11 protein-coding genes are annotated in these 13,841 nt (G+C 57.0%); 7 read left to right on the top strand and 4 right to left on the bottom strand.

What is annotated here, in order from left to right; genetic code table 11:
• Positions 1–32 precede the first annotated feature (32 nt).
• Positions 33–716 carry a hypothetical protein gene (locus tag ACTIDN_RS01420; RefSeq protein ID WP_415507812.1) on the bottom strand — a complete coding sequence of 228 codons (684 nt, stop codon included), beginning with the start codon at positions 714–716 and terminating at the stop codon, positions 33–35.
• Positions 717–1,091: 375 nt separating this feature from the next.
• On the opposite strand from ACTIDN_RS01420, the gene ACTIDN_RS01415 reads away from it, so the two are divergent.
• A complete protein-coding gene (locus ACTIDN_RS01415; RefSeq protein WP_415507811.1) occupies positions 1,092–1,910 on the top strand; it encodes an EcsC family protein in 819 nt (272 codons plus the stop codon).
• Between the two features lie 101 nt (positions 1,911–2,011).
• Positions 2,012–3,064, top strand: a complete 1,053-nt coding sequence (locus ACTIDN_RS01410) for an NAD(P)H-dependent flavin oxidoreductase (RefSeq protein ID WP_441375732.1) — start codon at positions 2,012–2,014, stop codon at positions 3,062–3,064.
• Positions 3,065–3,133: 69 nt separating this feature from the next.
• Here the strand turns inward: ACTIDN_RS01410 and ACTIDN_RS01405 are convergent, their stop codons facing one another.
• Together ACTIDN_RS01405 and ACTIDN_RS01400 are read right to left on the bottom strand one after the other, a co-directional pair.
• Positions 3,134–3,316 (bottom strand): hypothetical protein, encoded by a 183-nt coding sequence (locus ACTIDN_RS01405; RefSeq protein WP_415507809.1) that lies wholly within the window; start codon positions 3,314–3,316, stop codon positions 3,134–3,136.
• A 39-nt stretch (positions 3,317–3,355) separates the two neighbouring features.
• Positions 3,356–4,330 carry a 2-hydroxyacid dehydrogenase gene (locus tag ACTIDN_RS01400; RefSeq protein WP_048838077.1) on the bottom strand — a complete coding sequence of 325 codons (975 nt, stop codon included), beginning with the start codon at positions 4,328–4,330 and terminating at the stop codon, positions 3,356–3,358.
• A 187-nt stretch (positions 4,331–4,517) separates the two neighbouring features.
• On the opposite strand from ACTIDN_RS01400, the gene aat reads away from it, so the two are divergent.
• Genes aat through ACTIDN_RS01380 form a run of 4 tightly spaced genes read left to right on the top strand, consistent with a single transcriptional unit; the run spans position 4,518 to position 7,367 of the window.
• Complete coding sequence (gene aat, locus ACTIDN_RS01395; RefSeq protein WP_441375731.1) at positions 4,518–5,171, top strand: leucyl/phenylalanyl-tRNA--protein transferase; 654 nt, start codon at positions 4,518–4,520, stop codon at positions 5,169–5,171.
• Between the two features lie 47 nt (positions 5,172–5,218).
• Positions 5,219–6,085 (top strand): DUF4412 domain-containing protein, encoded by an 867-nt coding sequence (locus ACTIDN_RS01390; protein WP_415507806.1) that lies wholly within the window; start codon positions 5,219–5,221, stop codon positions 6,083–6,085.
• Entirely contained in the window at positions 6,082–6,732 is a 651-nt protein-coding gene (locus ACTIDN_RS01385) for a hypothetical protein (RefSeq protein WP_441375730.1), read from the top strand. Before ACTIDN_RS01390 ends, ACTIDN_RS01385 begins: the two co-directional genes overlap by 4 nt.
• Positions 6,733–6,779: 47 nt before the next feature.
• Positions 6,780–7,367, top strand: coding sequence for a hypothetical protein (locus ACTIDN_RS01380; protein ID WP_441375729.1), 588 nt, complete (start codon positions 6,780–6,782; stop codon positions 7,365–7,367).
• Here the strand turns inward: ACTIDN_RS01380 and ACTIDN_RS01375 are convergent.
• Entirely contained in the window at positions 7,364–10,600 is a 3,237-nt protein-coding gene (locus ACTIDN_RS01375; protein WP_441375728.1) for an AsmA-like C-terminal region-containing protein, read from the bottom strand. The two genes, ACTIDN_RS01380 and ACTIDN_RS01375, sit on opposite strands and share 4 nt — an antisense overlap.
• 71 nt (positions 10,601–10,671) lie before the next feature.
• Between ACTIDN_RS01375 and ACTIDN_RS01370 the strand changes: the two genes are divergently transcribed.
• Positions 10,672–13,794, top strand: coding sequence for a bifunctional [glutamine synthetase] adenylyltransferase/[glutamine synthetase]-adenylyl-L-tyrosine phosphorylase (locus ACTIDN_RS01370; protein ID WP_441375727.1), 3,123 nt, complete (start codon positions 10,672–10,674; stop codon positions 13,792–13,794).
• Positions 13,795–13,841 lie beyond the last annotated feature (47 nt).

Genomic DNA, 13,841 nt, shown 5'->3' with positions numbered 1-13,841 from the left:
TATATCCTGACTAGAGTGGAAAAGCAGACGGCTTAGCCACGAATGAAGTAAAGATCCGAATACAGGTTTTTCAAAGCAGCCTTGGTGGCCATGCACCGGCGCACAAGGTGGGCCCGCAGGTCAAAAGCAGCTTTCTGCACCATGGGGTCTTTGATATCGGAACTGATTTCCGGGTGCCGTGCAATGCAGGCTTTAAGTTCCGGCTCGTTCAGGTTTAGCCCGGAATTAATTTCTTTCATGGTGTCATTGTAGTCTTTTTCTACAAAGGCATCAGAATACCATTCTGCGAGAGCAGACTGGGTTTTGCCCTGCTTGACCAGATAGGTGAAGGTCAGAAAGCCTGTTTCTGGGGCAGCATTCCCGACCTTTATGGTCATGCGGCAGGAGCGGCGGGAATAAGGGGGAACATTGATATCCGGCATAGGGGTTGCAGCCGTAACCTGTACAGGTGGCAGGGCCGCCGCAGGTGTGCTTGCAACGCTTTTCTGTCCGTTATCTTCATCCCGTGCACGCTGCCATGCCTCAGCCAGAAGGCCGTTATAGCGCGGGGAATAGCAGTAATCTGACCCAGTCTGGGCAGATTTCAGTGCGTCTTGCTCAGCTTGTTGCTGCGGCGTGAGCGCGCAGGCCGTAACACTCAGCAGGGTCAGAACACAGCCCGCATGCAGGGCTGTGCGGAAACGCAGGGGGAGGGAAGAGCGTCGTGGCTCTGGCATGACTCGACTCCTGTTGTGGCGCCGTTGGCGCAGAGAAAAACACGGTTCAGTTCTGTAAAACCTTCGGGCGATGGTTACAATGCTGCTGCCTGCGCCTGCTGCAATGCAGATACCTGACAGAGCAGAGGGCTGGGTGTGCTCTCCTGCCTGTTCCCCCGGATTTGTAAGCTGCGCCCTGTTTCTGCAGTGTGAAACTTATTGCGCCGCCACGCTTTTATGAGAAACACGCAGAGCATATGCCCTGCCAGCACGTTGTGTTTCTTTAAGCAGTGATATGATAGAGACACGACAACCGAATATGAGAGCGCGGCGCACACACTGCGCGGTTGGTCGATACGGCGGTAGCGTGGCGGCCATGAAAGAAAAGAGGCACAAATGAGCACCAATGACACAGCCAGCAGCGATATGGTCTCACTCAAGCTTAGCGGCCAAGACCTGACCGAGTTGGAAAACGCACTGGCACGGGTTGAGGCTGGTAAAGGGGTGCTTGTGCGGCTGGCAGACCTTATGGGCGGAGCGGTTGGTCATGCAGCACGCCTTGGGTTGCGTGGGTTGGGCATGGCCCCCAGCTTTGAAACCAAACTTCAGGGCCTTGCAGAAAGTGCCATTGCCCGCGCTTTTGACGTGGCAGTTCTGGGTATGCGCTCTGTTGATGATAGCCCGGCAGAAGCGAATGCGTGGCGTACTCCCGCCCTTCAGGCGGCTGTTGCGGTTTCTGGTGCTGTCGGCGGGTTTGCTGGTCTGGCTGGTCTGGCACCGGATATTGGCTTCACCACGCTTACCATCATGCGGGAAATTGCGCGCATTGCGCGTGAGGAAGGGGAAGACCTGTCAGACCCGGATGCCCGTATAGCCTGCCTTGAAGTATTCGCCCTCCGCGCATTCCCCAATGCGCGCTCCGAGGAAGAAAATGAACTTGGCTATTTCTCGGCTCGTGCCCTATTGCGTGGCCGCCCCGTGGTCATGCTGATCTCTGAAGTGGCGTCTCACTATGGGTTGGCTCTTGGTCACAAAATCTCGCTTCAGCTCATGCCCGTAGCAGGTGCCTTGTGTGGCGCGTCTCTGAACACAGCATTTTTAAACCATTATCAGGCTTTGGCGCGGGCGCACTTTACCATCCGCCGTCTGGAGCGGGAGCATGGTCCTGTCGTGCGGGATACAGCCATTGCCATGCGGAACCAGCCAAAAAGCTAGAACTTTCTGAGCAGCCGCGCCTCCTGTTTTCCATAGCGGGAGGGAGGAAACGGCTGTGCCCCTCCCGCTAGTCGGGAAAACCAGAGTGACTGTTTCAGCCAATGTGGGAAAAGCTACCTCTAACTCTGCCGCTTATTCAGGCCCCTATGGCAGGGGTTGCAACGCCAGCTTTAGCGGCGGCCGTTTCCAATGCAGGAGGGCTTGGCTCTCTGGGGTTGGGTGCATCGACTGTTGTGCAGGCCCGGCAGATGGTTGCAGCACTCAAAGCCCAAACGCACGGCCCGTTTAATCTGAACGTGTTTATTCACGCCGCTCCACAGCGGGATGTGGCGCGGGAGCAGGCATGGTTAAAACAGGCTGGGTCTGTGTTTGAAAAATTTGGCGCTACGCCTCCATCAATCTTGCAGGAAATTTACACCAGTTCTCTGGATAACCCGGAAATGGTTCGCCTGCTTGTGGAAGAAAGGCCGGCAGTCGTCAGTTTTCATTTTGGTGTGCCATCTGCGGCCATCTGCGCTGCCCTGAAAGCGGAGGGTATTTTCCTGCTGGCAACGGCCACCTGCCTACGGGAAGCTCAGCTGCTGGAAAAAGCCGGAATTGACGCCATTATCGCCCAAGGCTTTGAAGCCGGAGGGCATAGGGGCATGTTTGACCCCAACAGTCCGGACGACCAACTGAGTACTTTGGTGCTTACCCGTCTGCTTGTGCGGGCCTGTCAGGTTCCCATTATTGCAGCAGGCGGCATCATGGATGGGTACGGTATGGCAGCAGCCCGGGCATCTGGCGCAGTAGCGTCGCAGTTAGGGACAGCATTTATCGGCTGCCCTGAATCTGCTGCCGATGCAGCGTACCGTGCCGCTTTGATCGGTCCGGGCGCTTACCATACGCGCATGACACCGGTGATCTCAGGCAGACCTGCTCGTACCTTGCCGAACAGGTTTATGGAACATTTTGGTGAACGGCCTGTGCATGAGGTCCCAGCGTACCCCGTGGCGTACGATGCTGCCAAAGCTCTGCATGCCGCAGCTAAAGCCCATGGTGAATATGGGTTTGTAGCGCAATGGGCAGGGCAAGGTGCGCCTTTGGCACGTACTCTGCCTGCCGCAGAACTGGTGGCCGTACTCATGCGGGAGGCCGGAGGCATAAGCTTGTGACACGCGGGCACGAGCCGCAAGCTTATGGATGTCCTGCCCCTGTGCAGCGCGCACAACTGGGGCTGGTTTTTAGCCTTTTTGATTTATTCCCGCTGGTTTTGTTTCATCAATTACAACGGTTGCAACCAGCGCAAACAGTAGCAGAAGCCCCGCTATAATTTCTGCAGTCAGATGATAATGAGGGGCACAGACTCTCAAAAGCCCTGCCAGAACAATGCCAATAACGCAGGCCAGGCGCAGTGTCATTTGCATGGTGGGTGTGTTCTCCTGTGCCAGTCTTGTTTGTAGCGCTTATGCAGTCACCGGCGAGGGCAGTGGTGTGCCTGCTGCCATGGCCGCAACGTTATCAAGCGCTAACATACACATTGCTGTACGGGTTTCCACTGTTGCGCTGCCAACATGGGGGGTCATGAACACATTGGGTAAAGCCAGAATACGGGGGTCGGGGTTGGGCTCGTTCTGGTAAACATCCAGACCAGCGCCAGCCAGTTGCCCGGAGCGCAAGGCGTCTATCAAGGCGCGTTCATCAATAAGGGAGCCACGGGCGGCATTAACCAGCACGCTACCGCGTGGGAGCAGCCCCAATGTGCGCGCAGTCATGAGCGGTGGGCCGTTAGGGGCACCGGGCATGTGCAGTGTGAGAATGTTGCATTTGGGCAGCATATCTTCAAGGTTAGCGTAATATGTCGCGCCTTGTTCCTGCGCGGCATCAAGCTGGCGGCGGTTGTGGTACAGCACAGTCATGCCAAACCCGCGGGCGCGCTGTGCAACGGCCTGCCCAATACGGCCCATGCCAACAATGCCAAGTGTCTTGCCACTTACGCGATGGCCCAACATCTCATCCATACCTAAGGTATGGCCCCAGCCTTTCTTCATTAGGGTATAATATTCCGCAGCCCTGCGGCAGGCGGCAATAATCAGCATCATGGTTAGATCAGCATTACAGTCGGTCAAAACATCGGGGGTGTTAGAGACCGCAATGCCGCGGGCCAGTAGGGCCGGTACGTCAAGGTGGTCCAGACCCACGCTCACAGTCGCTACCAGTTTTACGCAGTCTGGCAGGGCTGCAACATCCTCTCCTTTTAAAGGAGCATGATGGGTAACGAGGATGGCTGAGGGCTGGAAATCTCGCGCAAGTTTGAGGATGGCCGCTGTATCCAGCGGCGCGGCAGGAGACGGTGGCGCCTGAAATTCCGTCTCAATGCGTTTTTCAGCAGCGGACAGCAGGCGAATGGAGCGGATAAGGCGCGGTTTATCAGCAGACATGAGCAGTCCTGAAAAAGAAGGTAAGATTGAGTTTTTGCACAGCCACGCTAGCATGGTGCTTACAAAAGATCATGGGGCGGCATAACCAGAAAGGAAAGGGCTTGGGCACGCTCTTTCGTCAACACTATCGTGACTGGTTGTATGGCAGCGCAAAACGCAAAAGCGGATGAGGGAGCAGGAAGGTAGCATGGCAGAGCAGGGGTTAACGCCGGAAATCTTACTGGGTGCCTATGCCGCGGGCCTTTTTCCTATGGCTGCCAGTGCAGAAGACCCAGAATTGCAGTGGTACGACCCAGACCCCCGCGGCATTTTACCGCTGGACGGTTTCCATTTGCCCAAACGGTTGCAGCGGACGGTTCTGTCAGACCGGTTTGCCGTTACTACAGATCAGGATTTTCCCGCTGTCATGAAGGGCTGTGCCACCCCGGCACCGGGACGGGAGGAAACATGGATCAATCAGGAAATTTTCCGGTTGTTCTGTGCTCTGAACCAGATGGGATATGCGCATAGTGTGGAATGCTGGCAGAATGGAGAATTGGTGGGTGGTTTGTATGGCGTAGCGTTGGGTGGTGCCTTTTTTGGTGAGAGCATGTTCAGCCGCGCAACCGATGCCTCCAAGGTGGCATTGGTCCATCTTGTCGCCCGCTTGCGGTTACAGGGTTTTTTGGTGCTGGACACACAGTTTGGTACAGACCACCTCTCGCGTTTTGGTGGCGTTGAAATCCCGGCGGATGACTATAAGTCAACACTGGAACGGGCTGTCCAGATGCTGCCATGTTGGCGTAATATAGTGCCAGACGATATGCTAAGAGCCGAAATAAAGGCCATGCGGAGTGGTTGAGACCACTCGCGGCAATGACCAAGCGATAATAAGGGAACAGACGCGTTATGACACTTAGCCACTTCCGCCAGAAGACGGGCCTTCTGACCCGTTGCTGCCTTCTGGCAGGCATATCGCTTGGTATGGGCGTGACAGTACCATCGCGGGTTTTTGCTGAAGATGCGCCCGCCGCGTCTGCCACACCAGCGGCACCAGCCGCACCGGCGGAGCACCCCCGGCTTACCCCCGCGCGGGATGCGATTGTGGATTATATTTTTCAACCTAAACCGCCAGCAGGTGCGGCCCAAACAGCTACGCCACCTGTGGCCGCACCCGAGCGGCATGTGCAGGTTCTGTTCTCCGGCGATGGCGGGTTGATGCGCATCCGTTACCTGAAAGACATGACAAACGATAACTCGCGTGGCTCGGTTATTATCAATCGTGCGGCGCAAGAGGTCATTATCATTCGGGACGACCAGAAAATTTATACGCGTCTGGTGCAGCAGGATGTGGCGCGTAATTCATTCCTGCTGGATATGTCCATGCAGTTTGCCCGCAAAGGGGCTTCTCAGGTTATCGGGCAGGCCTGCACACTGTGGGATGTTCAGAGCGCGCAAGGCAAGGGAACAGCCTGTGTTACGGAAGATGGGTTTGTGCTTGAGCAGGACGGTGTGGATGTTGATGGGCTGAATGGCCACCTCAAAGCCATTCGCATTTCCTATGACGCTCTGCCCGCAAGCGTGTTCACACCGCCAACCGGGTATCAGGAAGTACGGATTCATGCTCCGAAAGGCGCACCAACGGAGGGCGAGAGTGCGGAGAAAGCCCCCGCAGCGCAGCCCATTCCCGGCGGTGTAGGTCCGACCACAACAGTACCGTCTGCCCCTACAACCGATACACAGCCCCCCGTCCCAGCCGATGGGCCGACGCAATGAGGTTTGTGCGACTGGGTCGTGCGCTTCCGGCATGTGTTCTTGCGGCAGGAAGCGTGCTGCTAGTGGGGGGGCTTGCTGTTTCAGTTCAGGCTCAGACTGTACCGCCCTCTGTAGCGCCAGCGTCTTCTGACGCCTGTAATCAGACTGCTCCCTGCATTACGCCTTCAACCGATGCAGATGTGCTCTACGAACTGGCGTCCCCTACTGGGGATGCCACCATGAAGCAGCGGATGCGGTGGCAGGTTGCCTCCCTTCGGCAACGGCTAGACCCTGAAAATTCTTCTGTTTTCATGGTGACATCGTGGCCGGAGCATACACTGAGCGTGGTGGATGTGCCCCGGCACAAGCAAAGTACAATGCCTGCCCCAAGCCAGAACCTGACTCCGCCCGGCCATCCGGCCATGATAGGCACCTATGCGCGTTTGGGGAGTTCCATAGTGGCGGGGGAAAGCTGCACAGTATGGCGGACAAAGGATACGGACGGACATGCCAATGACGTATGTTATACGTCAGACGGTTTGCTGTTGCAGGTAGCGCAAGGGCAACAGATTACGGTACGCGCCCTGAGCGTAAGCCGAAGCCCGCAGCCTGACTCGGTTTTTGCCATTCCGGCAGGGCTGCGTCAGGAAGCTCCGGCAACGCCTTAAAACGCAGGCCACCCGGCCCGTATCCGGAACGACAGGGTTGCGGAGTGATGATGATAAAGCAGAAAACAGTTCAGTCATACGGTGCTATATTCGCGGTATTATTAGCCGCGGCGTCCTGTTTTTCCGCTCCGGTTCTGGCGCAAGCACCCGAGAAAGGGCCTGCTGCCGGTACCCTTGCGCCGATTGTTACAGGGCAGGGCGGTGTGTCCGTCTGTCTGACCACTTCGCAGGACGAACAACAGCCTACTTCTCTGCTGGTCGTGCCATCCGGTACAGTGTTTGAAGCCGCTACAGGGCCGGGTGGTCATACGGCGCAGGCCTTTGTCACGACTGAGACCGTCACCCTGACCAAGGCTCAGCCTTGTGGCATAGCGGATGCCTCAACGGTTGTGTCCCACACGCGCCACTGGTTGGTGAACCCGGTCAAGCCGCAGACGGAAACCAAGTTTCATCCGGTGGGAGAGGTGAGCGGTAACGGGGTGGATACATCCTTTGGGGATGAAGACGCCACACTACGTCATGCCATTACCGCCGATCATCTCATTGCGCGTGTGCAGGGTCGTTTGCATGACACGGTGTTTTTGACCGAAAGTGACGCCGATATTGAAGACCCGGACGCGCCGCCAAAACCCTAAAAAATCTTACGCAAGAGGCCCGGTAGCAGGATGGAAAGCGGGTTGACGTGAAAATCCGGGTTATCCAGCTTGCCGGACAAGTTAAAGGTCATGGCCAGCAGGCCGCCATTTTTCTCTGGGCTGAACAGCCGCCCAATGCCCGGCAAGCGGCCGGGTAGGCGGTTGAGTGCAAAAATAGGCACAACTGTGCCGTCCAGATCCAGCTTGCCGTGGTCAAGATCAATATCGCCTTCCAGCGTGGCACCAAGGGCATCGTTGCCTGTGCTGCTGTCATGAATACGCAGCACTCCATCTGAAAACGTGACCGGCATACTGAGGTGCGTGATCTCAAATTCCGGAGATTTACGGCTGTTGATCCAGCCGTAAAGGGACAGGTTGCGGGCCAGAAGAACAGTCTCTGGTGCTTTGGTAAGCACAAAGGGGCTGACTTTCAGAACACCGCTAAAGGGTGCTGAAGCAAGTGTGTCATCAAATGTTCCCTCTAACGAGGCATGACCCCCTTTGACATTGGGCATGATGTTGAACGCTGTCAGAAAACCGCCCATGTCCGGAATGGTGACATGCAGGCTGCGTTTGGCTCCCTCAGGGGTCAGATGCATGGTGGCAGGCGCAGGGCCACTCATGCTGAACCGCATTTTTTCCAGCCTTAGCCCGTTATGTTCAAAATGACCTTTCACCATACTCAGGGCTGGTTTGGTGTAGTTATAGAGCAGCGCATCACTTTGCAGATCAATGACCCACGCGTTACCGGGCGGCCCATGCAGAGTGCCACTGGCGGCTTCCGGCACATGATAGCCGCCACCAGCTTTACCAGCGGGAGCAGGCGTTGCCGGGTCATTTTCCAGCAGTGGTGTCAGATCCAGCATGGAGGCGTACACACCAACCTGAATGGTTTTGTCAGGCGTGTTGTAAGGCAGGATAAGCCGAGCGTGCCCCTGTGAGCGTTCAATATGGAACGAGGAAATAAGCAGTTCTGGCGCTTTGTTGGGTTGCAGAAGCGCATGTCCCTCTACCGCCAGATTGGGGCCAGACGCGGCAAGCTTGTCAACGCCCGTAATGGTACCGTCAAAGAGGTTGAGTTGGGCGGAAGCCTTGGCAGAGCGCCCTGCGGCCTTGTGCCAGAGCGGAATACGTATTCTGGCGGGTGTCAGGTCAAGATTCAGGCCTACGGTGGCCTGTTTATTTTCCAGCTTGGCGTAGTCTACTGCCAGCGTGGCGCTCCCATCGAAATGATCCCCCGCAGCAAAGCCTGCGCTGGCGGCAGAAGCAGGGGTGATGTGCGCCAAAACGTGGGCTTTTTCTGAAATCTCTGTTGGTTTGAGAGACCTGAAATCCATGAAATAGGAGACATCTGCCGGTAGCCCACCCAGCGCAGCATGGCCGCTGAGATCCATTTTTTCAGTGGTAGCATTAATCTTGAAGCTACCATTGGTAATGGCGCGGCCCATGACAACATTGCCAAGATGTGTTTGCGTAACAGTGGCGTGCGCATCCACGCTCATCTGGTCTGTGGTGACAGTGCTCTCCAAGGGGAGGCTAAGTGTAAAGGCGGCAGTTGCTTTGCCGGAAGGTGCGGTAAAGCTAAGCGGGTGGCGTGAAAGCAGATGCAGCCGAGGCTCGGCCAGAAGTGCCAGAATATCCCGTAAATTCCCATGCAGCTCGGTCGCAATGGTGGCGGTCTGGTCTTTTTTGGTCAGGCCAAAGATTGTCATGCTTCCGGCCCCGGCATCTACACGGCCAACGCCGGTTGCGCCTACATTCTTGTCAGCCAGATTGACCAGTTGGTAGCCATGATCAAACGTGATTTTCAGCGTATCGAGATCAGAGACAGACAGGTGGGCGTCCATGCCTAGCAGCGGAGAAATGGGGCGGAGCCAGTGAACAGTGAGGCCGGAGGCATCTACTCCGCCAGTAGCTCCTGTAACATCCAGCCCTTTCCAGCCCTGCGGGCTATGCAGGGCTAGGGTAACATGCAAGTCCCGCGCCTGCCCGGTGGTGATGTTTTTCATCACCCACTCACGGCCACCTTTGGCCATTTTTGTTGGCCAGAACTGGGCTATATTATCAAAGTCAACATGCGGGATATCAACATCCACCTGTCCGGCCAATGCCTGCGGGCTAAATAGATCTGACGCATTAAGCGTGCCGCGCGCCTGAATGCTGACCCCTTTTTCGGGTGCGTCTGGTTTGTCGGGATCCAGGAGGTCTAGCGTTAGACCCTTAACGGCCAGAACGGCAGGTACGTGGGTGCCTGACTGATGGTTCAGGTCAACATGCACAGCTGCATGGCCGTGTTTCAGCAGAAAACGAGAATGAGCAGCTTCTAGCGGGCCCGCGCCAATATCTGCGGTCAGGTCAAGTGCTGTTGGCAAAAGCCACGTACTGTCGGGGGCAGAGGCAAAAACAGCATCAGCCGTCAGAGCTACAGTGTTCTTTATGGTGGCGAGCGCCGGGGCCAGAACAGCAAATTGCGCAGGCTGGGCGGGCGCAAGGGCAATATGCCACTGCAGGGTTTTGTCTGGCATACGGGTGCCGGTCGCTGTCAGGTTCAGCTTTGCACCGGACTTTGCACCGGTTAGTGTCAGGCTGCCTGTGCCGGTTACACCGTATTTTCCATCAGTTTGGGTGACGGTTACGTCCCCTTCAACTGGCGCAGCAGTCCAGTGGGTACCCGTCAGCTGATCATCCATCGTGATGGTGGCATTGTGGAGGCTCAGCCGCGTAATATCCAGAAAATCAGGTATTGCGGATGTTTTGCCTGTCTTATCCTGTGTTGGGTTCTGGTCAGGTTTCAGAGCCGCAAGTGTTACACTGCCATCTTTCCCTCTGCGCAGTGCAAGGTGCACTCCGCTCACATCAAGCATACGCAGGCCGATGGCACCGCGCGCCAGGGCCAGCGGGTCCAGTGTTGCGTCTGCGTGCTCAATGATATCCGGGGCAGAGTGATCCGCTTTTATCATCTGCACATTCCGGAGGGAGAGCACTAATGGTGCGCCCAAACCGTCATGCAGGCCGTTCCAGCGGATTTGGGCGTGCTTCAGTGTCAGCGTTGCTGCTGGCGGGTGGCCGTGAGCGCCCTCCTGCACGGTCAAGGGCAGGAAAGGGCGGACGACAGGCGTAATGTTTACTGGCCCGAATGTCATCCGCACCAGCAATGCACCTCCGGTAGCAAGCGGGACGCCTACGCTACACGCTACAACAATCAGGCCAATGCGAAGCAGCTTTTTGTGCAAAGGGCGCGGGAGGTCTTGACCTGTTGAAGTCAACGCAGCAACCCTTTGTTCTTCACCAGAATGGTCAGACTATGCAGCCCGTCACACAGCCCCTGTTTAAAGATATCCGCCAGACCAGAAGTGCTCGTACCCAGCGTATCTGGCCGGATGCGGCATGGCCAGCCGCGGCCAATGCGCGCTCGGCATCCCTTTTCAGGGACGACATGCAACAGGCCTTGCACGCGCAGGGGCGGGAGGTCGTTCTGGCTATGGCAGGTACGGATGCCCTGCTGGACTGCCTGGGTGGCAACAGCCCATATTTGTCTGATCTTGCGTTGCAGGATGCGGTTTTCTTCGCGGCGTTGCTGGAAAAAGGCCCGAGCGTCTGTGCTGCGGAAGTGTTTGCCACACTGACCGCGTGCGACATCACCATAAGTTATGACCACGTGGCGCAAACCCTGCGTATCGCCAAAAAACGGGTGGCACTGTTGTGTGCTGTGGCTGATCTTGGCGGATTCTGGCCGCTGGAGGATGTTACGCAAACCCTGAGCCGTCTGGCGGATGTTACGCTGGAAGTTGCTCTCAGGCATTTGATGTGGGCCGCTCATCAGTCCGGTCAGATACAGGTGAAAGACCCCAAACGTCCAACATATGGATGTGGTTTTTTTGTGCTGGCAATGGGGAAGCTGGGGGCACGGGAACTGAATTTCTCCTCAGATATAGACCTGATGGTGCTCTATGACCCCTCCGGGCACAAGCAGCCGGATGCGATGCGGCGTGTGTTCATTCGTATGACTAGCGATCTTGTTCGCCTCATGGAAGCACGAGATGCGGATGGTTACGTTTTTCGCACCGATTTACGCCTCCGGCCGGACCCGGCATCAACCCCGCCAGCGGTTTCTGTTCAGGCTGCAATCGTTTACTATGAGAGCCTCGGCCAGACATGGGAACGGGCCGCTATGATCAAGGCGCGCCCTGTTGCAGGGGATCTGGCTCTGGGACGTAGCTTTCTGGCCGCTATTCGGCCGTTCGTGTGGCGCAGGCACCTCGATTTTGCGCTGATTGATGACATCCACACCATGAAGGCGCGGATAGACCACTACCGCAATACCGGGCGCACCGGGCTGGCAACTTTATCTGAAAGCGTTGTGGCAGACCCTCAAGCCAGTATGGCGTGGTTGCTGGGGCATAACCTCAAATTAGGGCAGGGCGGTATTCGGGAAATCGAGTTTATTGCCCAAGCCATGCAGCTTGTATGGGGTGGACGAGACCCGGACCTGCGCGAGAAAACGACATTTGGTGCTCTAAAAAAGCTGGTGCGGCTGGCTTACCTACCGCGAGAGGAGGCTGAGGTTCTGGCCCGTACCTACCGGCTGTTGCGGGATGCTGAGCACCGGCTGCAAATGCGTTCGGACCAACAAACCCACTCCCTGCCAGAGCAGGCTGAAGCGTTTGACGCGTTTGGTGTTTTCATGGGCTTTGCAGATGGGGCGGCTCTGGCGCTTGATCTCCTCCCGCGCATGCGGGAAGCCAGACGTATTTTTGAACGACATTTTGTAACCCAACCTCATCCGGCAGATGAGCAGGACCAAGCACTTCTTGCCGTTGCGCCAGATAATGAAAATTCGCCCGTAATTCTTCAAAAACTCGGTTTCCCACAACATCAGGCAGCAGATGCTGCACAGGTTTTGGCCCGGTGGCAGGGTAACAGTTTGCGGGCTCTGCGCTCGGAGCGAGCCCATGCGTTGTTACGCACCCTGCTTCCGGCGCTGCTGGCCAGCTTCACGGCACGGAGCAACCCGCTTGCATGCCTGCGGCGGTTTGATGCCTTGCTCACACGCCAACATGCCGGGGTGCAGCTTCTGTCCTTGTTCGAGCGGAACCCGGCCTTGATTGATCGGATTACAGCACTTTTTGATGCCTCTGCCTTTCTGGCAGATCATCTGGCCGACACGCCGTCAGCACTGGAAGGACTTCTGGAGCCGGAACCTGAGGAAGGGCGCAACGTGCAGGCGCGCCTGCGCCAGTTGGCGCAGGAAGTAGAAGATACGGAAATGCTGGTGACAGCGCTCCGCCCCCTCCTGCGTGGGGAAGAGTTTCGTCTCTCTGTTGCTGTGTTGGAAGCGCGTATGAGTGAGGATGAGGCCGAGCGGGCCCGGACCGCCCTTGCTGATACCATAATGACGATTTTGAAACAGGCGGTCGAGAAAGATCATATTCGCCGGTATGGCCGCGTGCCCGGCGGAAGCATGGCGGTGATTGCCTTGGGCAAGGTTGGCTCACGGGAGATGATGCCGGGGTCGGACCTTGATCTGCTACTGGTGTTTGACCATCCGGAAGACCAGTTGGTCAGTCAGGTGGGTAAAGCCGTCCGGCGGGTTACGGCCGAGGGGCTGCCTCTTGCGGCCCCCCGTAGTGTGGCGGTTAGTCAGTATTATACGCGTCTTGCTCATGCTTTTATTGCAGCGCTTACGGCACCGGGCCCGGAAGGCCCCCTGTATGCCGTGGATATGCGGTTGCGTCCTTCTGGTGCTGCGGGTCCTGTTGCCGTACCGCGCCGTGGGCTTATGCAATATCATCGGGACGCCGCATGGACATGGGAGCGCATGGCCTTGACCCGCGCACGTATCATCACGGCCCCGGTAGCGTTGCGTAAAGCTTTTTCTGAGGACATTGCCGCCATTCTGGAAGGCCGTACGCGTGTGCCAAGCGCAGAGACTGCAACCATTTTGGCCGATGCGTGTGCCATGCGGGCACGGCTTGCCCGTGACCTGCCTGCTACCGGCCCGTGGGATGTAAAGCGGCGTGCTGGTGGGCTGATGGAAGTGGAATTTATCGCCCAAACTCTGCAACTCGTTGGGGCTGACAAAGCAGTGCGAGACACCTGTACACGGCGGGCGCTGGTCAAGCTGGGAAAGGCGGGACTGATAGAAGCAGCCGATCTCAGATTGCTGTTACAAGCGGATAGTGCATGGCGGCGCTTGCAGGGGGTATTGCGGCTGTTATGTGGGCCTGTGCCACCACTTGATCTGGAAAAGGAACTCGCTCCGCCATCCCGCGCTGTTGTTCTGCGGGCCATGCGGGTTGAAACCCTGCCGGATCTGGTAAGCCAGTCCAGTGCCATGGCCCGTGCGGTGCGTCATTGCTTCAATAGGCTTATTGGCCCCGTTGCGGAGGGAGATGCCTTTGCCGAAGTGATGGTAGAGGGCGGCTGAAAAACGCGGTGAGCTTATTTTTTACACTACGCTAGAAGAGGGAAACG

This window comes from Acetobacter sp. (assembly GCF_052102375.1).
In the GTDB taxonomy this organism is placed as follows: Bacteria; Pseudomonadota; Alphaproteobacteria; order Acetobacterales; family Acetobacteraceae; genus Acetobacter.
The sequence above is the reverse complement of the archived record's forward strand: the minus strand, read 5'-3'. Positions and strand labels throughout refer to the sequence as shown.

What these genes read in the sequence shown, in the direction of transcription:
- ACTIDN_RS01420 (WP_415507812.1), bottom strand. Translation starts at nt 716, where the DNA reads ATGCCAGAGCCACGACGCTCTTCCCTCCCCCTGCGTTTCCGCACAGCC.
- ACTIDN_RS01415 (WP_415507811.1), top strand. Translation starts at nt 1,092, where the DNA reads ATGAGCACCAATGACACAGCCAGCAGCGATATGGTCTCACTCAAGCTT.
- ACTIDN_RS01410 (WP_441375732.1), top strand. Translation starts at nt 2,012, where the DNA reads ATGTGGGAAAAGCTACCTCTAACTCTGCCGCTTATTCAGGCCCCTATG.
- ACTIDN_RS01405 (WP_415507809.1), bottom strand. Translation starts at nt 3,316, where the DNA reads ATGCAAATGACACTGCGCCTGGCCTGCGTTATTGGCATTGTTCTGGCA.
- ACTIDN_RS01400 (WP_048838077.1), bottom strand. Translation starts at nt 4,330, where the DNA reads ATGTCTGCTGATAAACCGCGCCTTATCCGCTCCATTCGCCTGCTGTCC.
- aat (WP_441375731.1), top strand. Translation starts at nt 4,518, where the DNA reads ATGGCAGAGCAGGGGTTAACGCCGGAAATCTTACTGGGTGCCTATGCC.
- ACTIDN_RS01390 (WP_415507806.1), top strand. Translation starts at nt 5,219, where the DNA reads ATGACACTTAGCCACTTCCGCCAGAAGACGGGCCTTCTGACCCGTTGC.
- ACTIDN_RS01385 (WP_441375730.1), top strand. Translation starts at nt 6,082, where the DNA reads ATGAGGTTTGTGCGACTGGGTCGTGCGCTTCCGGCATGTGTTCTTGCG.
- ACTIDN_RS01380 (WP_441375729.1), top strand. Translation starts at nt 6,780, where the DNA reads ATGATGATAAAGCAGAAAACAGTTCAGTCATACGGTGCTATATTCGCG.
- ACTIDN_RS01370 (WP_441375727.1), top strand. Translation starts at nt 10,672, where the DNA reads ATGCAGCCCGTCACACAGCCCCTGTTTAAAGATATCCGCCAGACCAGA.